The sequence below is a fragment of the Paenibacillus phyllosphaerae genome (assembly GCF_014192105.1).
Taxonomy (GTDB): domain Bacteria; phylum Bacillota; class Bacilli; order Paenibacillales; family Paenibacillaceae; genus Paenibacillus_Z; species Paenibacillus_Z phyllosphaerae.
The window spans coordinates 163920-186749 of sequence record NZ_JACHXK010000010.1 but is presented as its reverse complement, the minus strand read 5'-3'; the positions used below and the strand labels follow the sequence as shown (position 1 = coordinate 186749).

The 22830-nt window shown below is 46.9% G+C and carries 15 protein-coding genes; 1 reads left to right on the top strand and 14 read right to left on the bottom strand.

Annotated features, from left to right (window positions below; all coding sequences use genetic code 11):
• Nucleotides 1-70 precede the first annotated feature (70 nt).
• The 11 genes from FHS18_RS20665 to FHS18_RS20615 form a co-directional block, all read right to left on the bottom strand.
• On the bottom strand, nt 71-2170 hold the full coding sequence (locus FHS18_RS20665) for a helix-turn-helix domain-containing protein (RefSeq protein WP_183602116.1): 2100 nt from the start codon (nt 2168-2170) through the stop codon (nt 71-73).
• A 337-nt stretch (nt 2171-2507) separates the two neighbouring features.
• Nucleotides 2508-4481 carry an alginate lyase family protein gene (locus FHS18_RS20660; RefSeq protein WP_183602114.1) on the bottom strand — a complete coding sequence of 658 codons (1974 nt, stop codon included), beginning with the start codon at nt 4479-4481 and terminating at the stop codon, nt 2508-2510.
• A gap of 213 nt (nt 4482-4694) precedes the next feature.
• On the bottom strand, nt 4695-6296 hold the full coding sequence (locus FHS18_RS20655; RefSeq protein ID WP_183602112.1) for a response regulator: 1602 nt from the start codon (nt 6294-6296) through the stop codon (nt 4695-4697).
• Entirely contained in the window at nt 6293-8056 is a 1764-nt protein-coding gene (locus tag FHS18_RS20650) for a sensor histidine kinase (RefSeq protein WP_183602110.1), read from the bottom strand. The genes FHS18_RS20655 and FHS18_RS20650 overlap by 4 nt, the downstream gene beginning before the upstream one ends.
• 72 nt (nt 8057-8128) lie before the next feature.
• Nucleotides 8129-9730, bottom strand: coding sequence for an extracellular solute-binding protein (locus FHS18_RS20645; protein WP_183602108.1), 1602 nt, complete (start codon nt 9728-9730; stop codon nt 8129-8131).
• A gap of 81 nt (nt 9731-9811) precedes the next feature.
• A complete protein-coding gene (locus FHS18_RS20640) occupies nt 9812-10738 on the bottom strand; it encodes a carbohydrate ABC transporter permease (RefSeq protein WP_221401404.1) in 927 nt (308 codons plus the stop codon).
• Nucleotides 10686-11642 (bottom strand): ABC transporter permease, encoded by a 957-nt coding sequence (locus FHS18_RS20635; RefSeq protein ID WP_343060600.1) that lies wholly within the window; start codon nt 11640-11642, stop codon nt 10686-10688. Before FHS18_RS20635 ends, FHS18_RS20640 begins: the two co-directional genes overlap by 53 nt.
• A gap of 781 nt (nt 11643-12423) precedes the next feature.
• On the bottom strand, nt 12424-13221 hold the full coding sequence (locus FHS18_RS20630) for an SDR family NAD(P)-dependent oxidoreductase (protein ID WP_183602106.1): 798 nt from the start codon (nt 13219-13221) through the stop codon (nt 12424-12426).
• Nucleotides 13222-13260: 39 nt separating this feature from the next.
• Nucleotides 13261-14097, bottom strand: coding sequence for a pirin family protein (locus tag FHS18_RS20625; RefSeq protein ID WP_183602104.1), 837 nt, complete (start codon nt 14095-14097; stop codon nt 13261-13263).
• A 154-nt stretch (nt 14098-14251) separates the two neighbouring features.
• Nucleotides 14252-15094 carry an SDR family oxidoreductase gene (locus FHS18_RS20620; protein WP_183602102.1) on the bottom strand — a complete coding sequence of 281 codons (843 nt, stop codon included), beginning with the start codon at nt 15092-15094 and terminating at the stop codon, nt 14252-14254.
• Between the two features lie 2 nt (nt 15095-15096).
• Entirely contained in the window at nt 15097-16215 is a 1119-nt protein-coding gene (locus tag FHS18_RS20615) for an NADH-dependent flavin oxidoreductase (protein ID WP_183602101.1), read from the bottom strand.
• 260 nt (nt 16216-16475) lie between these two features.
• On the opposite strand from FHS18_RS20615, the gene FHS18_RS20610 reads away from it, so the two are divergent.
• Nucleotides 16476-16943, top strand: coding sequence for a MerR family transcriptional regulator (locus FHS18_RS20610; protein WP_183602099.1), 468 nt, complete (start codon nt 16476-16478; stop codon nt 16941-16943).
• 187 nt (nt 16944-17130) lie between these two features.
• On the opposite strand, the gene FHS18_RS20605 is transcribed toward FHS18_RS20610, so the two are convergent.
• The 3 genes from FHS18_RS20605 to FHS18_RS20595 form a co-directional block, all read right to left on the bottom strand.
• Complete coding sequence (locus tag FHS18_RS20605) at nt 17131-19239, bottom strand: glycoside hydrolase family 52 protein (RefSeq protein ID WP_221401403.1); 2109 nt, start codon at nt 19237-19239, stop codon at nt 17131-17133.
• A 40-nt stretch (nt 19240-19279) separates the two neighbouring features.
• The gene (locus FHS18_RS20600) at nt 19280-20434 is read right to left on the bottom strand and encodes a glycoside hydrolase family protein (protein ID WP_183602097.1); all 1155 of its coding nucleotides are present in this window, start codon (nt 20432-20434) and stop codon (nt 19280-19282) included.
• A gap of 76 nt (nt 20435-20510) precedes the next feature.
• Complete coding sequence (locus tag FHS18_RS20595) at nt 20511-22814, bottom strand: glycosyl hydrolase family 95 catalytic domain-containing protein (RefSeq protein ID WP_183602095.1); 2304 nt, start codon at nt 22812-22814, stop codon at nt 20511-20513.
• Nucleotides 22815-22830: the final 16 nt, after the last annotated feature.

Genomic DNA, 22830 nt, shown 5'->3' with positions numbered 1-22830 from the left:
GATTTATTGACATTAGCTAGGATTGCGGCTGTGATATTGACAGATTCAGGTGCAATCACATGGAAAGCGGTTACATACATGCATTGGTTTGGATCTGCCGGTATTCGGAAGGGGTCATATCGAACCTTCGCTTGAACGCCCGGATAAACGTGTTTGAGGAATTATAGCCGGACAACACTGCCACCTCATGGATGGATAGCTTCCTATTCACGAGTAATTCCGTCGCTCTACCCATCCTGATTTCTTCCAGATAGAATGAGAAGTTTTTGCCTGTCTGCTCTTTGAAAAATTGGGAGAAGTATGCTGCTGAAATATCAAACACACTCGCTACCTTAGTCACGCTTAAATCCGCATCAAACGCATGCTCTTCGATGAAAGCGATCAGCTTATCTCGAAGCTCGCTATGATGGCTTCGTTTATCAAGGTTTATTAGATGGCACAACTCTTTGTATTTGCCGATCAGCCGCTCAAAGTAAGTCTCGGCCTCCTTGATTGTCGCCAGTTGAATGCAGCCCTCGCCTTCGGCAGGCTCTCGATTTTGCTCTGCCAATATTTTAATGTAGGTACCATTGAGTTCATTTAGGAACTGTTGCTTCATGGCTAAGGAAAGCTTGCGTTTCCTTACATTCTCTTCATACAAATACCGCAGCAATCCCTCGCAACGCTCTTCGTCGCCGATCAACGTGAAGTTGAAAAGCTGGGACTCCATTCCCTGCGGATAAAACATCAAAGTCCGACTCATCTTACATTCGTCGTACCAAATAAAGGAACAATACTCTTCCCATTCCTGATGGCGAAACGCTTGAATGGCTTCCCTGTATGATTGCGGCAGTTGCAGCAGCTCCGAGCAACAGCTGCCGGCTGTGATCAAGACAGGAACGGACTCCTCTGAGCGTCGATAGATGCCAGCAATTAGCTGCACAGCCCGCTGCTCAATTGCCCTTTTGTTATTGATCTCCTCCGGAGAGCAACGGTAAATAATGGCTAAATGGTAGATCTCGGCATCATGAATACGAATCTTGTCTCCCCAGCAGGCAGCCAGCGCCTCCTTCACAATCATCTTTTTCGTCTCAATCTCGGCCAGAATTCGGGGATTCGCCTCATCCCCATAGCCCGGAAAATGTACGGCAAGCACCAGATATGACAAACTTTCCATCGCAATTCCAGCATGTGCCATGGAAGTTCGGATCTCCGCCTCCGAGGAAAAACCACCTTTCAGCAGCCGTTCACTGAAGGCATTCTGTATGAGCGGTAACTGCGCTTTATGTAATCGTTCGATATCAGCCTGGCGCTCGAACAAACGGCTGACGGTCTCTTCTATCCAGCTGTAGGTACTACCTCTAGCCGCAAGCTGAGCGTCCCCATTCTCCGTCAGGCTCTTGACCAGCCTCGCTAAAGGATAACTGCTCCGATAGGCAAACCATACCGCAGCGGCAATTCCTACAATCAGCGAGCCCAATAGCATTTGAAAGATGGAATGCGTAATGTCTGACGATTGCTTGGCCACAATTTCCTTCGGTAAAACAGCAACGAACGTCCAGCCGAGCACCGACGAATTTGTGGAGGATAAGATCAAACCGGTCGTATCCAGTTTTCTCTCCGAGGCTGAAGGACTGCATTCAAAATGATTGCCGGTAACGCAGCTGATAGTTTGTCCTTGCCTATTGACAATATAAGCGATACTGTCCTCAGACAACCTCAGACCGGAGAGCAACTCGGTCACTTTATTGTTGTCAATGAGGATGACCAGTGAACCTAGCGAATCCTCCTTCCTCCCAAGCGTATGCACAAACGGAATTGCCGAATGGACGTAGTCTGACAATGTGATCGCCATTGCCGGCAAATACTGCTCCTGATAGAACGATTCGATGAGCAGGCTATGCCACTGCTTGTAATCGTACCCGTTAACACGAAAATACAGCCCGTTTAATTCTTGGAACGTATAAATTTTATCGCGATTAACCGCTAGCTGACTTCGCTTGAAGAGCAGGAAATAGTCGAGAATAAATTCATTCTGTATGGACATTCCCTTCAAGTCTTGGCTCGCCTTAAGGAAACGAATGGAATTTCCACCATCGAAAGGCTCATTGATATACTGTGCTCTCATAACGGAGGCGAGTGAAAGCATCTCCCACATGGTGTTATTCAGCTCCGACATCCGGATCTCCATCGTCCGCTTCGCCTGCTCCAAGGCAAGCAGATTAGTCTTCTTGATCTCTTCCTTGACAATCTGCTGCGTTCGGTCATAAGATACCGCCAGGCAAACCGAAAGCAGGATTAAGAATGTCACATAAGGTACTAGAAATCGCACAAAAATCGGCCTAGTCCAAACCCTTCCACTCCGAATCTTTCTCACCTCTTCCTTCATGCGCCCTACAGGCCTATAAAAGAAGGGAAGGCGAATTCGCCTTCCCGCTCTAGATGCATCTCCAATCCATGTATCCATATGTAACGAAGGAAGGCGTTCACGCCTTCCTTCGTTATACCGCTTGTTCGACTCTCTTCAACTACTGAATACTGACATTGTCAAAAGTCGCGGTGGTCAGCGTCGTGTTGACGTGAGATGTGACAGCTAGGCCAACATAGACGGTACTAGCTGCAGAAATAGACGACGAGCCGGTCTGCGTCCATGACGTACCATTCGTAGAAATGTACGCTGTTACCGTATTACCAGAACGGGTTGCTCTGACCCAGTAGGGTGCAGATACTGTTGCCGCGGTTAACGAACTTGTTGCGGCCCCAGGTGCGGTTCTATTCTGGAATACAGCCTGAGTTGGCTTCATCGCAGAGAATACGTTACTGCCATAACCCAGCAGCGTTTCGCGAATCATGACCCCAGCTTTGGCCGAGGAGTGCGTATTAGTCAAACTGACAACACGAGCCGTTATTGTCCGGTCTCCTTTTAAGGGGAGATAGGCAAATCGGAATTGATCCGTTTTATCCCAGATATCACTGCCAGCTCCCTTGACTGTATACGTTCCGCCGCTATAGCTATAGCTGCCTGCAACCCCTACACTACCGATATCTTGGCTAGTGAATGGAATTTGAGAAGCGGATGAGGACAACGTTGTCGGCGTGACGGTATTGCTGACATTCGAAGTATTCGACTTCGCATCGTAAGCGCTAACGGAATAAGTGTAAGCGGTGGATGCTGTTAATCCCGTATCGGTATATTCCGTGGACTGGGAGTAGCCAACGATACTTCCATTCCGATAAATCTTATATCCGCTGACAGCCGTATTGTCCGTAGCCGCCGTCCAGCTCAAATTGATGAGTTTATCCGATACTGGAGTTGCGGTGAGGCCGCTTGGTGCAGTTGGTTTCGTCGAATCAGCAATGGTTCCCAGTCGATATGCTAAAGTGAGCAGCGCAGTATCGGGATCGGATGCAGGCATTCCATTCATATAGGTCGTAGAGAATGGGGCTGTCATACCCTTGCGCACCACATAGTGGGCATAAATCAGTTCATTTTGCGCCCAGTCAATTGTTGCGCTTCTCCCTGTACCATTAATGGCGCTCCATGGACCCATGGTGCAGCGTCCATAAGTTGTATCATAAGATGTCTGGGTATTGCCTAGATTGTAATTCGACCAATATTCCGAGCCAGCCAGAAGTCGATTATCTGCATCGCCATACAAATCCACACCTTGCTTCCAAGCAATCTCCGCCACGACGATTAAGTTTCCGAGCCCACCCAAGGCATGGACCTGATCTCTTCCCGACTCGGATATTTGCCCAGTGGACATGATGTTCTTCGTCATCGCGGCGCAATCATTCGTCCTGAAACTGTTAATCGCATAATCAAACATCGTTTGATTATTCGTGAAAATGGCGATCGAGATCATAGTTTTCAAGCATGACCCGCCCCAGTTCGCATCCCCTACCGTCGATATCTGCGGATAGAAAACATTCGTCAACAAATTCTCCAGCTGCGTAATATTAGCCGACGCCCAGCCTGAATTACTATATCGAAGGAGCTCACCCGCATTTGCCAGGAAAATACCGTTGTCTCCTGCCGCAAGCTGCGCGTCCGTCCCAGCGATCGTCGTTAAGGTGCTGGACCAGCCATTTAGAATTTGGATCGCTTTGTCGGCATAGGCCTGGTTCCCTGATATATTCCATAAGAGCGCATTGTAATAAGCCGCTCTGGCATCATTCTCTAATGCGCTATTCCCATAATTGGCGTTTGTGCAAGTCGATAGCGTTGAGTCATTGCGGCAGACGGTGCTGTATGGACCTTGCATCGCGTAACTCGAAGACGCTTTAGCATCTGTCTTAAACGCAGTAAGCGCCGACTTCCAGGGTTCTGTGTTCTGATTATTAATCATTCGAGTCAGATCAGCCGCATTATGCAGAATTCCCGGATGCGCAAATGCAGCCGCCTGAACTTGCTTGGGGGGTACAATTCCGATACTCGTAATGAGCAAAGCTAATGTGACAAAAAGGGAAAAACCAGTGATCCTCTTTCCGACTCGTTTCATGAACTCACCTCATTTAAGTTGTTGTTGCTGCCTTGAAGTGCTGTCTAGCCTTTCAGCAGTTGATGGATATACCCCTCACATCCGTATCACCTCCCTCCCGAAGTGAAGCGCTTTCACAAATATCATAACTTGAATCGCCCGGGTAACATGAGGCAAATTCCGATGAATTAAGCCCTCAAATTCCACTTTTTTGGAGCAATGCAGCAATTTTTTCTAAGGCTGATACTGCTTACGGAACTCCGTCGGCGTAAAGCCGGTTCTTCTCTTGAAAACATCGCTGAAATAGGAACGCTCATCATAGCCGACTAACTCCGCAACCTCCTGTAGAGGCAACCCTTGCAAGATCAGAAGCTTGGCTTTCTCCATTCGTTCCGTAACGACAAACTGGAGAACGGATTGTCCGGTTACCTTCTTAAATAAATTTGAATAATAGCTTGTACTTAGGTGTACTTGTTTTGCGTAATCATCCACTGTTTCGTTTTTATGCAAATTCTCGCGAATATAAGCAATCGATTGACTAATGACGGCGTTGGCGGTTGCTTTTTGTTTACTCTTCGTGTGGCTGCAATACAGATGGCAGATCTCCGTCGCGATTGACTTTAGAACCGTTATGGACGCAGAATGATAGGTCATCTCCTCCATTCTGTGTTCCAATATCCGATTGTCTTCGACATCCAATTCTTCATTCATAGCGTTACGGACCGTCACCATTAATTCCATGCAGTACACTCTGACTTTCTCCGGCGTAGGCAACGGCTGTATGTGATTCCACTCGCCAAAAATTTCGTCTATCACGCTCGTGATCCGATCCGTGGCGCCTGAACGCAGGATATAAATAAGTTCTTTTTCCTTTTCAGACGAGATGGTCATTGTGACGGTTTGTTCACCTTCATAGAGGGGATAGGCGAATACGCTGTTTCCGCCCGAATAGAAATTATAGGATAGCGCATGAACGGCTTGTTGGTAGCTGATCGGCAAATCATGAATATGCTCGACCGTCTTACCGACCCCGATCGATACGGTTGCGCGAGAATAACGGGCAATATTCTCGCGGCACTGTTCGGCAAGCTGCAGCGTGTCAAGCCCTTCGTGATCATTCGAAATACAAACGAACCGATTTATCCCATCACGGAAAACGACGGCTTTCGTAGCCGCAAGCAAAGTCTCCTCTAGAATATTCTGAAGCGCGAAGCGCTGCACTTCCACATCATTGATCGCCGCGTTCGTATCCCCTGCGTAATAATTGTCCATCTCCACGGCAAAAATGATAAACCCCGCGTCTTTCATGTCCACGTTCAAGAAGTCCCATCGCTCTTTTACCTTTTGCGGATGGGATCGATAGCGTACCAGCAAGTTCAAATATTCCTGCCTGAGCAAAGGCATGCTCTCTCTAAGCTTGCGTTCGATATCATATACATAACGCTGTCTCTGACTATCTTCCTCCAGTACACTTTTTGCTCTCAGTACGACCTCGAGTAATTGCTCGGGCGTAAATGGTTTTACGATATAATCAAACCCTCCGAGCTTAACGGCTTCTTGAGCATAGCTAAAGTCCGAGTAACCGCTGATAAAGATCAATTTCGCACCTGACTGATTGGCTTGTTGGATCATTTCGATTCCGCTTAATTTCGGCATGCGAATATCCGTAATGATAATATCCGGTCTGACTTCCTTGATCAGGTGCAAGCCATCTAGTCCATTGCTCGCTGTGCCCACAACCTTAATCCCATGTTCGGTCCAAGCCATATTATTCGCAATGCCGTGAACGACTGCCGGAATATCATCGATAACTACCATTGAGAATCGCTCTTTCACTCAAAACCCTCTCCTTCTGCTCGTACGGGTATCGAAATTTGAATGATCGTTTTATCATAAGGTACGCTGCTCATAGTAAATCCTGCTTTGTGCCCGTAATACAGTTGAACCCGCTTATAAATGTTGTGTAAAGCAAAACCATTTGTAGACGAGCTCTCAGACATGTTGAATTGGTCCATTTTGCGAACCGCGTCAAATCCTTGCCCATTATCTTCTACACGCATGGTTAAGACGCCATGCTCCTGGATTACGCTAATTCGAATCAACCCTTTTTCATGAAGATCTTTGAAGCCATGCAAGATCGAATTTTCCACTAGGGGCTGAAGTAGCAGTTTTAAGGTCTGAAAATCTTTAACTTCATCATCGCATTCGATTTCAAATTCGAATAAATCTGTATAGCACATCTTTTGGATCAACAGGTACTCCGACACATGTTCGATTTCTTTGTCGACGTTCGTAAGCTCATCTCCATTGTTTAATCCCAATCGAAACAGCTTGGATAAAGATACGATCATTTGCCTGACCTCGTTATGTTCATTCGAGAACGACTTCCACAGAATCGTGTTCAAGGTATTATAGAGAAAGTGCGGATTAATTTGCGCCTGCAGTGCTTTCAATTCTGCCATACGTTCTGCCTTCTCGGCTTCCGTCCGCTCCTGAATCAGCAACCCAATACGGTCCAGCATACTATTGAGTCTCAAGCCTACATGAGTGAATTCATCTTTATATTCGCTGACGAATCGAACCTTCAGATCGTCTTGCTCTACCTTTTTCATGACACTCTGCAAATTGTTTAAAGGCTTGAGAAGCCGGCTTGTTAACCTGCCAGAAATTAATAGAGTCAATAGCACAAAGAGAACGATCGTACTGACAGTCATCCATTGTATGAGACGTACATCCCGCAATAAGGCATCTCTTCTCATTAGATGAACAACTAGCCAATTGTCAGGATAGGAAACCGTTGAATAATTGACCAAGTACTTCTCGCCTTTAAACGTATAATCAAAATGTCCCTTCTTACCCATCAACTGACTTGTGAACCCCTCATTCTTGGACAACTCGCGGGTAATGGGATCTGTCTCAAAGGCAAGCTTACTATTCTCCGTAAACAACATCATTACGGCTTCGTCATTGTTCATCATTAAATAATCCCGCAATGCCGTTTCGCTCACGTTCACCACCATCTTCATGTTGGATGATGTGTTCTGGATATAGGGCTCAAACAACAAGCTTAGAACCTTTTTGCTACCTACGAATAGATCATCCTCATGTGACTCGACCCAAGTGGGTAGCTTATGGTCCAGATAGTGGAATAGGTTGCTTTTCTCGAACAAGGTAGCTTCATTGCGGCCACTTGAATTGGAGTAGAACTCACCGATTGGTGTGTGTATGAGAAATGACGTGATTCCAGGTTCAATCAACTGCATCTGAAAGATTGGCGTCTGCAAGGATTTATTGAGCGTGAAATGATCGTAGTAGCTTAACTGTTCGCCAGACGAGGCTCTGGCTATTAACTGATTAAACTGGTCGCTCGAAACGAAAGTAAGGACAGCCAGCCTTATTTTCCGCAACTTCTCCTCCAAAGCTTGAGCGGATTTATCCACCATGCCCTGGTTTAAGGAATAGGATTTCTTCTCCAAGATATTAGAGGCAATCGTAGAAGAGATGATACCGGACACAATTAACGCTGCTGCCGTAAACATGCTGATCGACAACCATATTCGCTTCCGGAATGTGCTAGAATACAGCCACTTTCTCATGTTCGGACACGCTCCAATGTGTATTGAAATGAGCAATAGAGAAGCCTCATCAGCTTCTCTATTGCCTCCATATTACTTCATATTCAGGTAACGCGTATAGGCATCGTTATAAATTTGGATATATTCATCAACGCCTAATTTCTTCAATTCATCCTTGTAGGCTGCAAAATTAGAAGCTACCTCTTCGCCGCCCATCACCCACTTTTGCGCTTTCTCGGCGAAGTACGTATCGATTTGACCTTTAAGATCAGTTATTCGCTCCTGTTCCTCTTGCGTAAAGCTCAGCGGCGGCAGCGTGTAATCGGAGGAAATCAAATTGTTATCCTGATACAGTTTGATGCCTTTCAGCGCAATTTCATTCGTCCATTGCTCCTCATACGAGAAATCCTGCCATGCGCCAATTTTCGTCAATTGTGCACCGTATGCCTCCACCAAGTAACCATTTACCGCTGGTTGGCTTAACACTTCTTCCGTGAATATCGGTTTGCCGTCAACAAGCTTGTAGGACTGATCCTCGATGCCAAAGTTAAACATACGGCGGCCTTCTTCCGTCCACCAGAAGTCAAAATACTTCACTGCTTCTTCGATGTGTTTGCTATTCGCCGATATTCCCCAGCCAAAGCCCGTTAATTTCGCTCGTTTACCTACCTCGAACACTTTGCCCGAACTGCTGGCGGGAGGGGCAAATGGAATAAGGTTTAGTCCTGGCACTTGGTCTTTTAATGAGTTGTTAAAATTGGATGTGCTAGCAAACCAATCGTGCGTAGAACCAGCTGTATTGTTGCCCAGCAGCGTTTCACGGGCTTTCGCTCTGGTATAAATCTCTTTATCGATTAATCCTTCGGCATACCATTTCGCAATGTTCGAGATACCAATTTCAAACTGATCCTCATAAGGGCCGAATACAATTTTATTCTCTTTGATATAGAAGGAATGGTACGCATCCCACAACGGCAGCAGCGAGTAGGCGCCGACGACATTGTCACGCTGCATATAAGGCACTTCGTCTTTTTTGCCGTTGCCGTTCGGATCTTGGTCACGGAATGCTTTCAGCACCTCGTAATATTGATCAACCGTAGTTGGCGATTGAAGATTGAGCTTGTCCAGCCAATCTTGGCGGATGAACCAACCCGTCGAAGCCGTTCCGTCCGCTACGGAAGGAATGGTGTAGATGTTCCCATCCGCCGCTGTAATCGCTTTTCTAACGTCCTCGTTCTCTTCAAGGAATTTTTTGAAATTAGGCGCGAACTTATCGATATACTCATTGAGCGGTGCTAAAGCGTCTTCCGAACCGATTGAATTCAAGTCCGAGATATAATAACTGATGAGGTCAGGCAAAGATCCCGATGCAAGCATCAAATTATACGCTTGTTTTTCTTCTCCTCCTGCGGGAGCTACATTGTTCAAGCTAATATTCGTGAGTTCCGCAGCTTTCGTCAGTACCGGTGAATCCATTTTCACGACACCAGAACCATCAAAGTAAAAGATGCTTAGATCAAGCGGCTCTTGACTGGCTTTGGTCGATGGCTCTGTCGAAGTATTCGTTGTTTGCTCATTCGATGATGTTTCCGAGTTGGGCAGCGAATTCTTTTCATTACCATTGTTGCTGCAAGCGGCCAATAAAGTCGTACTAACCAATGCTGCGGCCACCACAACGGCCATTTTCTTTTTCATGTTGATCCTCCCTTTTTAGATGCAGCGAATTAATTATATCAAAGCTCGGCTGAAGTGAAACAGCCTCGCTTCTGATACCGGTTAACCTTTCAGCGAACCAATCATAACCCCTTTGACAAAGTGCCGCTGAATGAACGGGTAGACGACAATGATGGGAATAACGGCGACAATGATCGTCGCATAGATGATCGTCTCGCCAGTCGAATAAGAAATGTCGTTGAGCATGCTCTCCGATGGCTTCATCTTGACGACCAGTTGATTCAATAGCACTTGGAGCGGATACTTATCCTCATCGCGAAGCAGCACCATCGCCCAAAAATAGCCATTCCATCTCGACACTGCATAGAAAAGCGATATGGTAGCTAGTGCGGCTTTCGACAAGGGTAGCACGACTCCAAACAACACTCGTACATCTCCTGCGCCATCTATGCGGGCAGCCTCTTCGATCTCCTCCGGAATGGCCTGGAAAAAGGTTCTTAGGATGATGAAGTTAAAGGTACTGACCGCAAACCCGATAACAATACCGAATCGGCTATCCAGCAAATGTAAGTCTCTGAAGTTCAAATACATCGGAATCATACCCGGTGCGAAGATAAGCGTGAAGGAAATCAGCAGGTTAAAAAACGTTCTGCCTTTTAATCTTTTCTTCGAGAGCGCATACGCACCGCATATTGTTAATACCATGCTTGTGAATGTTCCTGCCACAGTGTAGTAGATCGTATTCGCATAGCCCATCCATACGCCGTTTTCTTTAAATACCGCTTTATAGGCTGTCAACGTAAATTCCTTGGGATATAAGAAAACGTCCCCGGTGACGACTGCTTGTGGAGAACTTAACGAAGCAGACAACACATACAGCAAAGGATATAAGGTTGAGAGGGCAAATAAGCCCAAGATGATATAGTTGAAGACGTAAAATACTTTCTCCCCGCGACTCTCCAGCATCAGCTTCCACCTACCACAATCCAGATTCTGTATATTTCTTACTAATTCGATTTGCAAATACAATCAGCAGCAACCCGACAACGGAATTGAATAATCCGACTGCCGTTGCCATATCATATCGACCGTTGACGAGCCCTTCCCTATAGACGTAAGTGCTAATAACGTCTGCTGTCTCATACGTGACGGGCTGATACAAGAGAATGATGGCTTCATAGCCGACTTCAAGCAAACCGCCGATTTGCAATATAAGCATGATCATAATCGTCGGTAATATGCCTGGAATCGTGACATGCAGCGTCCGCTTCCATTTGGATGCGCCGTCAATAACAGCCGCTTCGTACAATTCCGAGTTTACCCCAGCCAGCGCTGCTATATAGATGATGGCTGCAAACCCCGTACCCTGCCAAATCGTCATGGAATTCAAGATCGTCCTGAAGTAATCCGGAATGGCCAAAAAATAGATTTTCTCTCCGCCCAGCTTCTCGATCAGAAGATTGACGATACCCGAACTCGGTGACAAGAAGTTGGTCACAATACCCGCAACAATGACAACGGAGATGAAGTGCGGCATATAAGTAAGCGTTTGGACCGTCTTTTTGAACAAAGCATTCTTCACTTCGTTAAGCAACAACGCGAAGATAATCGGCGCCGGGAATACAAAAAGCAAGGAATAAAAACTAATGACTAATGTATTTTTGAGCACTCTCCAGAAATATTCGCTTTCAAGGAACTGCTGGAAATGCGCAAGTCCGATCCATGGACTTGCTTCAATCCCTTTGAACACGCTGTAATCCTTAAAGGCAATTTGAATGCCATACATTGGTTTAAAGACGAAGATGGCATACCAGAGTAAAAAAGGAATTAACAATAGATAGAGAAACCAGTCCCTTTTCAATATCGACCATCCAGCTGATGTTTTACTTTTCGCTGACGGTCTGTCGCGTACAACTTCCGTAGTTACATTCACCTTTGCACAAGCCCTCCTCAAGTAAGCGTCGAATCAATCCGATGTCTTTATTCTAGCAACGAATCCCTGGATTGAAGAGGCAAATTCCTATTCCATAAGGGTGAGAAACAACTATATTTGAACGCTTCGATAGCTGTGAAGTGAAAATAAAGTTATAGACCGGGATCATTGATCTTACGCGATTTTTGTATTGAATAACCGTCAGCTTTTGAAAAATAAGTTATAGACTGAACATTAAAATACTAGTTAGACACTGTAAAAACAGAATATGTTTAATAAAATACTTAACTAACAATGCCTGTTACTTTAATAAACAAAAGAAGAGCTGCCGCGAAGCAAGCCCCTCAACTATCGTTCCCTCGCGTAATGATTAACTGTGATACGGCTCAGCGCGATTAATCTTAAACAATCCTGTCCGTGATAAAAAGCAGCCGCTCTTCATGGTTGGCTGCTTGCTGTTTGTATTGAGCTAACGTTCCCAGATAGCGTAATGCTATCTCACCTGAAATCCTCAATCAGTAAACCCAGTTGAAGTCGCAATGTCCCTCCATGCTTCCATCTCAGGCTCAGAACAAACGGTCCATGCGTTACAACAGGGTCGGCGAGAGGCATGGCGTGCCGGGCGAAACAGCCGTGACGTAACCGACGATAGATGCGGTTTCCTCAGCAATCGCATATTTTCAGCTAGGAATGGCCGGCAATAGCTTGCCGGCCTGCTTTCATCCTAGGTATATCGCTTTACGCTTTACCATTCACCATCGGTGCTTATCGAAAGACTACGCTATTCTTCGATTTGAGACTGCAGGTTTTTATGAACTTCCGTCACCCACTCCAGCCCATCAGACCCCGCAATAAACGACACTGGTGGTTTTTCAACCTCTGCCAAATGCAGGAGGACCTTAGCTAGCTTTGCAGGGTCTCCGGCTTGTTCATGGTTTCGATCATCGTGGAAGTCGCGAAAATCCGCCAACGGTTTGTCGTAATCAGCGATGGTGTGATTGGAATATTTCACCGAAGACGAATCCAGGAAGTCCGTTCGAAAGAATCCTGGGGAAATTGATGTTACAAGTATGCCGAAATGAGCGAGTTCTTCAGCAATCGCTTGGGTAAAGCCTTCCACAGCAAATTTGCTGGAGTTGTAAATCGAGCCGCCGAATACGCCTTTGAACCCAGCTACAGATGAGATATTAAAAATACGCCCACTGCGCTGCTTACGCATCAACGGAGCGACCTCCTGCGTAACGGCCATTAGTCCGAAGACATTCGTTTCGTATTGATCACGGATTTCCTCCAATGTGGTTTCTTCAAACACACCAAGTTGGCCGTACCCGGCATTGTTAACAAGAACATCAATGCGCCCGAAATGCGCAACAGCAGCAGACACGGCCTCTTTAACCTGATCTTCGCGAGTAACATCCAGGCCCACGGCAAGTAAGTTATCCGAAGTGCCATGTGTGTGCCTTATAGATTCCGGACGGCGTGCAGTTGCAACCACCTTATCGCCTGCCGCAAGGGCAGCTTTGGCAATTTCGGCTCCTAATCCACGGGCCGCACCGGTAATGAACCATACTTTAGTCATACGTGTTCCTCCTTCGTTTAGATAAGAATTCTTTTTTCGTTACTTTATAAAAGTTCCGTTCCTGTATTCCGTATACGCTTGAATGATCTCTTCTTCCGTATTCATAACAAAAGGTCCTCGGGCAACCACCGGCTCTCTTAAAGGAGCGCCAGCAAACAGAACCGCACGCATCGGTTCCTTTGCTGTCAAATGAACTGTGCTCCAGTTCGCATCATCCGCGGAATCAAACTGCATCGCTTGCCCTTTAGAAGCTTCCACTTGTTCTTCCCCGAAGGTTCCGTTGCCTTCCAACACATAGATAAAGCCGTTATAATGTCCAGGGAGGTCGTGGATGACAGACGCCCCAGCATCTAACATGATGTCCAGAAACGTAACAGGCGCATAATTCAAGGTGTTCGAAGTCACCTCACCGGAAGATCCCGAGTAAACCCTGATAACAGCCCCCTCTTCATACCGGACGGGCATATCCTGGGCGTGTAAATTTTGATACCGGGGCTCGGTCATCTTGAACTCTTGGGGCAGATTTACCCATAACTGAAGAATATGAACGGTTTCCCCGTCGACTGGCGTCTCGTTATGAACGACGCCTCTGCCTGCAGTCATGAATTGCAGATCGCCTTTCGTCAACGTACCTCCCCCGCCGCTAGCACTATCGTAATGGTTAATCGTGCCGTCCAGCACAAATGTAATGGTTTCTATTCCCCGGTGCGGGTGTACATCGAATGCGCCTTTTTCAAACTTATCCTCCATCAATAACAAGAACGGGTCGAACTCTTCCCATCGTCCCGATTCGAGAACAGGTGCTGCAGTGTGGATATCGCTAATCTTCCTTTCCTGTACCGTCCAAACCCTCTTAATGTTTCGCCCTTTAACCATCACTTCATCCTCCTCAACGTTAAAACGTATTGTAGCTAACGAACTCCCCGACAGGTTTTCGATAACCTTGCCGATCGCGATGAGAAGGGCAGGGACATAACGATCCGGCTCGAAGCGCTCCCTCGTGGATACGAACGCTCGTTTCACAAAATTGTTACTCATCAAAACCAGTTGAGGTAGCAATTACTCTCCATGTATCCATTTCTTTTTGAATATTCTCGATTTTGCTGGTTGCCAGCTTATAGGCATCAGTTCCAATAAACAGATGTAAGGGCGGCTGATCTTCCTTACTAATCCGAATCAGCAATTCCGCAAATTTATTTGGATCTCCACCTTGGTTTTTATCGTTTTTGCCTAAATTAGCCTGTGTGTTTTGACGGATTTGATCATAATCTTCAATTGGGTCTCTATCTGACCAGAATAAAGAGCCCGGCGAAAGGAAATTCGTACGGAACCCCCCCGGCTTAAGGGATGTCACGTGAATACCTAACGGTTGCAACTCATGCGTGATGGACTCACTCATACCATCGATCGCGAATTTAGCGGCGGCATAGATTGTACTGGCCGGAAAACCAACGTAACCGCCAATCGAGGAAATATTAATGATATGTCCATACTGCTGTTTTCTCAATTGAGGCAGCGCATTGCGAATCACGTTAAACGTACCGAATACATTCGCATCAAAGTTTTTTCGAGCCAATTCATCTGAAATTTCTTCGAAAGGTCCGACTTGTCCGTATCCCGCATTATTAAAAATGACATCTAAGCTTCCGAAACGCTCAACGGTTAATTCGATAACTTGTTTAATGTCTGTCTCATTTAGCACATCCAACTGCATTGGCAAGAAGTTATCATGTTGTCCGACGGCCTTCATTAGTTCTTCGACGGATCTGGAAGTAGCAGCTACTTTATAGTCTTGTTCCAATAACTTTTTAACGGTTGCTAGCCCCAAACCTTTAGAGGCTCCTGTAACAAACCAAACTTTGTTTTTACGCATTTTTATCTTCCTTCCTCTTGTTTTATTTTGAACCATCCTGGCATGGCTTGGATTCCATCTCGCCAGAGCTTCTCAGGAATATCAAGTTCTTTGATCGCTTGTGGGTCTAATTCTTTTACGATCAGATCTTCGTTCCCTTCTTGAACCAACGTGACCCAGCCTGGATTCATGACTAAGGCTTGGCCTAGTGCAAACAACGGCAATCCAAGCGCAGAAGCATTAAGGGCATCGTCCGGCGTTCTCATCGATCCGGCAGCCATCACAGGTACTCGGCCTGCGACTTTCTCAAGAATCAATTCAAGCCGTGATTGACCATCTTCTTTGTCCATTGGCTTTAAAGAAACATCATCTAGGGAAGCATGAATGTAATCCAGACCTTGTTCGATGAGACGGTCGATTAATTGATAAGTATCTTCCAATCCATAGCCGCCACGCTCTTCCGGTGAGAATCGATAGCCCAGGATAAACGATTTTTTCGCATGTTCTTGTATAACTTTTTTTACGACCTCAATAACGGCGATTGGAAAACGCATACGATTTTCAATCGTTCCTCCCCACTCGTCTGTACGTGTATTAGTCTGCGGAGAGAAGAAATTTTGAATTAGAAATGCGTGGGCTCCGTGGATTTCAACCCCATCAAATCCGGCTTCTATCGCTCGACGTGTTGTTTCGCCAAATGCATGAATGATGGATATAATTTCTTCATTAGACAAGGCTCTAGGCTCTTTTGTACCCGGCATAGGGAACTTCACAGAACTAGCACTAACAACATCAAGATCAGGCAAAGCTCTGGCGCCCCCATGGAAGATTTGAAGAACTGCTGGAGCTCCTCCACTTTTCGCAGCATCCGCCAGTTTACGCAAACTTGGGATGAACGAATCGTCGTAAGCAGCAAATTCATGGGTAAAGCCTTGTCCATTTGGCGTAACATGCGTACAACCAGTAATGACCAGACCAACGCCATTTACTCTTCTACGATAAAAGTTCACTTCCTCATCAGAAATGGTCAGGTCTTCGTTACTCGCCCATGTTGTCATTGGGGCCATAACTAATCTGTTCTTGATACTGATCCCGTTTTTAAAGGTGAAACGGTCAAAAAGTGTATTGTATTTCTTGTTCATATATGTTCCCTCTTTTCGATAATCATGGTGTACATCTTGTTGAATAACCTTGGTTATATTTTCTCTTCAGCATCCACATTCATCCATTGATTCGATAACAAACTCGTTGACAGAGCCAATCGTGTGATTCCTCCATTCCTTTGTTATAACCGGGGGAATGATAATGGCGATTACCAGTTGATGCTCGTTCGCAACATTGATACAATGACATCATAAAGTATTCGAGTAACTCGAAGTCAAGGGCAAGGAGGAGCGAAATTTTGGATCAGTCATTTCATGAAGCTAAGTACACCGTTAAAGATGTTTCCGAGATTACGGGCCTTACAAAGCATACGATCCGTTACTATGATGACCAACAATTAATCCCTTTCGTTTCGAGAGACGGCAGAAACATTCGATTATTCTCTGACCATGATTTGGATTGGCTGCGAATGGTTCATTCCTTGCGTATTTCAGGATTGCCCATTTCGGAAGTCAAGCATTACATTGATATGTGTTTGCAAGGTGACGACACGATCCCTCAAAGGGCTGAGCTCATTGCTAAGCAAGAAGAAGAACTTGAAGCGAAGATTCGAGAGTATAACCTTCAATTAATGCACATTAAAAAGAAGAAGGCTTACTATGCCAGTGTCTCGAAAGGCCAACAAGACGATGCATGGAATCCAGTTAATAACAAATCGGAATGCGGGGAAAAGTACGAGATACCGGAACATATCATGACTCATTAACCATAGTGGTTAGTCTACGACTTCGAGTACACTCGAAGTCAATTTTTTTTTGCATTTTTTTGATGTATACCGCACTAAACTCCCGTTAGTTTAACGCCGTCGCTGCTCAGACAATAGCGCTGTGCATATAGAAGAGGCCGACGTGTCAACACGCCGGCCTTCATCTTCATCAGTCCACTTAAGCAACCTACTTAACCTCAAGCAGCCACAGAATCGCTGTTACACCACGGGGGTAATATTTACTGCCATGTATTTCGCCCGCGATGATCTGATCGCTCCAGCTCCAATAGGAATGTTCCGGATGCGTCAGCCATTCGACATGAGCGCGATCTGATGCTCGCTCCCGTTCATTCCATTCGAAGCCAAGGATCTCACGTGCTACGAACTGGCATAGATAGATTTTACTGAGCCAGGAGTTATTGCTGGTCGACGACAGCTTCCAGCCCCCGTCCTCGAAGAGACATTTGCCCGGCTGAAGGACAGTCTGAAGATGCTGTTCCATCGCCCGGATATAGGAGCCGTATCGGCCTGTAGGATCCAGAGCTTCCCTGCATCCGGTCATGTATGGGAACACAAGACCTTCGATTGCCGGTATGATTCTCGAATCGTTGTCTTCGCCCATGACGGCTGGAATATAGCCTTCTGCAGTCTGATGCGATACGATGGTTGCCACGCATCTCTCGGCTTGCATCCCTGCTTCTGCGGATGTTTCCATCTGGCCTAATAAGAGGAACACCTTCTCCAACGCAACGTATGCTGCCCAGCATTTCCCTGCCAGATATAGATTATTTCTCGCTTGACCGAGCGATTCGTCTAAGCTGTCATAGGTGGTGATTTCCGCACCACCAGCCGTCCTAGAGCTATCCAACCCCATAATTCCGTTACGCTTTATCGGGTCAGGATGGTCCCGATTGAGCATACTGGCGAAGCATTGCATGAATACCTGATGATTAGCTGTCAGCCATGCTTCATCCTTAGTATGCTCTACATAGGACGCTGCACAGAGCACCCAATTGACCAACTGTTCATGGGTCATATGTGAGAAACAACCATCCAGTCCAGCTTGCTCGTAAGCAGAATAACCCGGCCTCGAAAATACATTGGCCACACCCATATCGTGGGTGAAGCTGATCCCTCCAGAATAGAGCATATCGCTGCCAGGCTCAAATACCTGATCTTCGTAGCTATACCGCTTCGTGAACCAGTCCAACTCATTGCGTACCGTCCATGCATTCATCTTCAGCTCATAGAATAACTGATCCACCGTTAGATCGAACGTATTCATCATCCGATACTCGCCTTCGTTCACTACCCACAGCGGCTTGTCTTGATGTGACAGAAACTCCGTGCTTCCATAATAACTGCGGATCGCATGGGTCAGCATAAATCGCTGGTCCTCCGTGAGCCTCGACTGGTCAATTAATGAGTTCGCTCGAAGACAAGACGAGGCTAGTACACCGAAGTGCTTCAAAGAATATTCGGCGACATCTTCAATTGACGGGAAATAACGGCTGTAATAGTAGGAAGCATCTAAGCCGGACGTAACCACTCCGCCGCGATGAAAGCATACGGCGAATTGGAAAGTGCGACGTTGTCCCGCCGGCACTTCCATAAGCAAGGCTCCCACGCGTCCAAGTCCGAAGTGGCGATTGAATGGAATGGTATTGAGCAGTATCTTCTCCATCGTAAAGCCTAACGCCGACACAACACCCGCATCCTTTGATACGATTGCCGTATTTCTCCCTTGACCGATGCCAACGATCCCTCTGTCGCAAGTGTCATCCATCACCCGCATCGAGCTGTAGGAATCCGTGCCTTCCATACCAAAGAATGCGCGCCTTGCCAAGCTGCCTTGCGTATTATCTACGGTAAGCTCCACTAGTACGGATGGAACAATAACGCGTTTCATGTCATTTGAATCGCACTTGCTTGGATCCGGCACCGGCTCAACGTTGGAATAGATACGAAAAGTCAAATCCTCCGCAACAAATTCGTCCGTGCCAAGACGGAAATCCCGTTTCATTTCTTGCGGCGCGAATGGAATAAGAATTTTGTTTTCCTCCGCTGTATTTTGCTTCTCCACATCATAACGGCTGCTTTCATCCACGCCTTTATCGAAGAACGGTAGCGCGTGATAGCAGCTGCCATCTGCCGACTGTAGGCCTATATATATATTCTGGTCAGCAGGCTTGCCAAGCTCCAGCCCCAATCCGCCTTTTGCCCCAGGATAGCCGAGCGTAAAACTCGCAAAAGCGCCGATCGGAGAGTGATGCGCATTAAAGAATTGATTGGTCATCGGGATCACCTCTTTTTTAATCTGTTGTCAAGCACGATATCTACCACAGGTACAAGTCATTACCCTTCAACTTGAATACCGCTTCCATCAAGTAATAGTCGCCGTAAATAATCGAGCTGTGATGGTTATTGCGGTGGTAAGCTTCGGATCCGTTCATCAGGATACAGTCGCTATTCGTCGTCCAGTCACAGCGCGATTCATCTAGCGTTCTCAGCAACTTCAGAGCCGCCTTAAGGTAAATGTTCTTCTCATATTGACCCACAGCTTTGGCAATCTCGATTAAACCGCATGCCGCGATCGCTGCTGCCGTGGAGTCCTCATAGGCGGGTTCACATGGCTGCCTAAAATCAACGGGAATGATGCCATTGGCCGGAATGTTGGCCATAAAATAATGGGCAACCCGTTTCGCTGTTTGCAGGTACTCTTCCTTCTGCGTATGCAAATAGCTCATCATATAACCATACAGCGCCCACGTCTGTCCTCTTGTCCAGGATGATCCATCTTCGAATCCCTGCCCGCCATAGGTTCTCACCACTCCCCCAAGGAACGGATCAAATTCCACAATATGATGGACCGAACCGTCCGGCCTTACGAATGCGGTCATGGCCGTGTCGGCATGCTTCATCGCAATCTGTCTGAAGCGCGGATCTCCCGTTTCTTCAGAAGCCCAATACAATAGAGGAAGATTAAACAGGCAGTCGATAATCGCCCATCCGCGGGTGTCAGTTCCCTCGAGATCATTCCAAGCTCGAATGAAACCTCCCGCCAAGTTGAATCGTCCCGCCAACAGATTGGCCGCATGAAGCCCTCTTTTCTTGGACTCCGGTTTTTTTGTTACTTTGTAATTCGCAACACTGGTAGGCAGCCACATAAATCCTACATCATGATGCAGGCCATAAAATTGACGGAAGCATTCATCCAGCTTGGCTTCGGAGATATTGGCAATGTCTTTAAATTTCTCATCGTTTGTTTCATGGTACATGAGCCACATCATGCCGCCCCAGAATCCGTTGGTCCACCAATTGATTCCGTTATCCACCGTCCCTGAGGGATTATCGACGGAACGGTCATCATGCGTGCCATGTATCGTGGTATACGGGATTTTTGTTCTGGACTTCTCGCTAACCCACTCCATCTTTGTCTTGATTTTCGCAATGATGCTATCTAGCCATTCTTGATCTTCGCCTGCCACCATAGTAAGCTTTCACTTCCTCGACTTTAGATTGAGCTTGGCTAATCTTAGCGGAACGATAACGAAAACCCGCTTCGATTCAACTCTCCCGGTACTTACCGGAAATTAAATAAGATTCCCCCGCTTTAATCAGAAAAACAATAGCACTTTCGCTGTTGCGAACATACTCTGCCTGTGTTTTGTCTGTTCTCGTGACTTGCGTAATTAAGGCTGCACGAATAGTAGAAGATCTTGTACGATTAACCCTAATGACCGCTTCGAAACTGCCATCCTTAAACCATTCCATATCTACCGTTAGCCCGCCACGAGCCCTTAATCCGGTAACCTTCCCCTCTCCCCAAGACGCAGGAAGCGCCGGCAGAACATGCAATTCGCCCGCGTGGCTTTGCAGCAGTGCCTCGGCGATCCCCGCCGTCGCGCCGAAATTACCATCGATCTGAAACGGTGGGTGATTATCGAACAAATTAGGCAGGGTAGAATGCTTCAATAACGACAGAATGTTCTGATAGGTTTGTTCTCCATCCCGTAATCGGGCCCAAAAGTTGATTAACCAGGCCCTGCTCCACCCGGTATGACCGCCTCCATGAGCAAGGCGCATGTCCAGCGTAATACGTGCTGCTTGGCTTAATTCTGGTGTAAGATCGGGTGTAATCCGACTCCCTGGATAAAGTGCAAATAGATGAGACATATGCCGATGGCCAGGTTCCGCCTCTTCGTAATCTTCCAACCACTCCATAATTTGCCCATGACGTCCAATCGAGGTCTTAGGCAAACGCTCACGCGCTACACGGAGTTGAAGCCGGAAGTCATCATCTATTTTCAATACCGTGGATGCCTCGATACATGCCGTGAACAACTCATCTAAAATTTGATTATCCATCGTCGGGCCTATGCACAATGTTCCCGACTGCCCATTCGGCAAAATATAGGTATTCTCGGGCGAGACAGATGGATTCGTCACCAGGCGCCCATCCGGCAGCTCGGTCAAAAAATCGAGGAAGAACGCCGCCGATTCTCGCATCGTTTTATAAGCCTTGTTAAGAAAAGCGAGATCTCCGCCATACAAAAAGTGTTCCCATAAATGCAGGCAGAGCCAAGCCGCTCCCATCGGCCAGTGGGTCGCAGGCAAGTAGACATCTTGAGGCGCGGTATCTCCCCATAAATCGGTATTATGGTGAGCGACAAATCCAGTGCAGCCATACATGACTTGCGCTGTCCTTCTTCCCGGTTCACGCATTCGGTCGATCAGGTCGAATAACGGCTCGTGGCATTCCGTTAAGTTGCAGACCTCGGCCGGCCAGTAATTCATTTGGGCATTAATATTGATCGTATACTTACTATCCCACGGCGGATTCAGGTGCTCATTCCAGATGCCCTGCAAATTTGCAGGAAGCGCACCACTACGGCTGCTCGCAATCAAGAGATACCGACCAAACTGAAAATATTTCGCAATCAGATCGTGGTCTACCATTCCAGCTTGTATACGTTGTAATCTCACATCCGTCGGTATTGCTTCGAGCGCTTCATCCCGCTTTCCCAATTGAAGGGATACTCGCTTATATAGGGTTTCGTAGTCGTCCAGGTGACGGCGAAACAGCTCATCGAAGGACATTCCCGAGATACGATTCAACCGATCGTTACATGTTTCTCCTGGATTCCTATATCGATACGTGGTCGCCGCAGCCATCTGAATCACGAGACTGTCTGCTCCATCGACGACAATCGTTTCGCCCAAGATTCGCACCGTTCCACCCTGCGCATCCGCTTTTACTACAGCTGCGTACTGGACCCCATCCTGTCCTCCGGCTCGGCCATGAATCCGAATCATACGGTCGCTTGTCCGTTCAACGCCGTCCAGATGCCGATTTCGAACCCCACCTAGACGAATATCCGTCGATATTCCTCCGGGGCGATCAGCCGTAATACGCATGATGATGGCTTGATCCGGATAACTAGCAAAGATCTCCCGCTTATAATTGATACCTCCAACACGGTAATTGACCTTCACCATTCCAAGGTTCAGGTCAAGTTCACGTCGATAGAAACGGGACGATTCAGCACCGGAATGAAAGGTAAGATGCAAATAGCCAAGCGGTAAATAATGCCGTTGGGATTCAGGTACGCCAGAGAGTGCAAGCGCGGCTATCCGCTGCGCTTCCTGCGGACGCCCCTCAAGAAGAAGCTGGCGAATACGGTCCAGATTTGCACGGGCATCCGGATTATTCCGATCCGATGGACCGCCAAACCAAAGGCTGTCTTCATTTAATTGAATTTGTTCCTTCTCGATCCCACCATAAATCATCCCGCCAAACGTACCATTGCCGATCGGCAGCGCTTCCTCCCATTTGCTTGCCGGCTCTTGGAACCATATTGAGTTGCCCACAGTTGCATCCTCTCTT

Coding starts and splice junctions, on each gene's coding strand:
- FHS18_RS20665 (WP_183602116.1), bottom strand. CDS start 2,170: ATGGAGATCCGGATGTCGGAGCTGAATAACACCATGTGGGAGATGCTT.
- FHS18_RS20660 (WP_183602114.1), bottom strand. CDS start 4,481: ATGAAACGAGTCGGAAAGAGGATCACTGGTTTTTCCCTTTTTGTCACA.
- FHS18_RS20650 (WP_183602110.1), bottom strand. CDS start 8,056: ATGAGAAAGTGGCTGTATTCTAGCACATTCCGGAAGCGAATATGGTTG.
- FHS18_RS20645 (WP_183602108.1), bottom strand. CDS start 9,730: ATGAAAAAGAAAATGGCCGTTGTGGTGGCCGCAGCATTGGTTAGTACG.
- FHS18_RS20630 (WP_183602106.1), bottom strand. CDS start 13,221: ATGACTAAAGTATGGTTCATTACCGGTGCGGCCCGTGGATTAGGAGCC.
- FHS18_RS20625 (WP_183602104.1), bottom strand. CDS start 14,097: ATGGTTAAAGGGCGAAACATTAAGAGGGTTTGGACGGTACAGGAAAGG.
- FHS18_RS20620 (WP_183602102.1), bottom strand. CDS start 15,094: ATGCGTAAAAACAAAGTTTGGTTTGTTACAGGAGCCTCTAAAGGTTTG.
- FHS18_RS20615 (WP_183602101.1), bottom strand. CDS start 16,215: ATGAACAAGAAATACAATACACTTTTTGACCGTTTCACCTTTAAAAAC.
- FHS18_RS20605 (WP_221401403.1), bottom strand. CDS start 19,239: ATGACCAATCAATTCTTTAATGCGCATCACTCTCCGATCGGCGCTTTT.
- FHS18_RS20600 (WP_183602097.1), bottom strand. CDS start 20,434: ATGGTGGCAGGCGAAGATCAAGAATGGCTAGATAGCATCATTGCGAAA.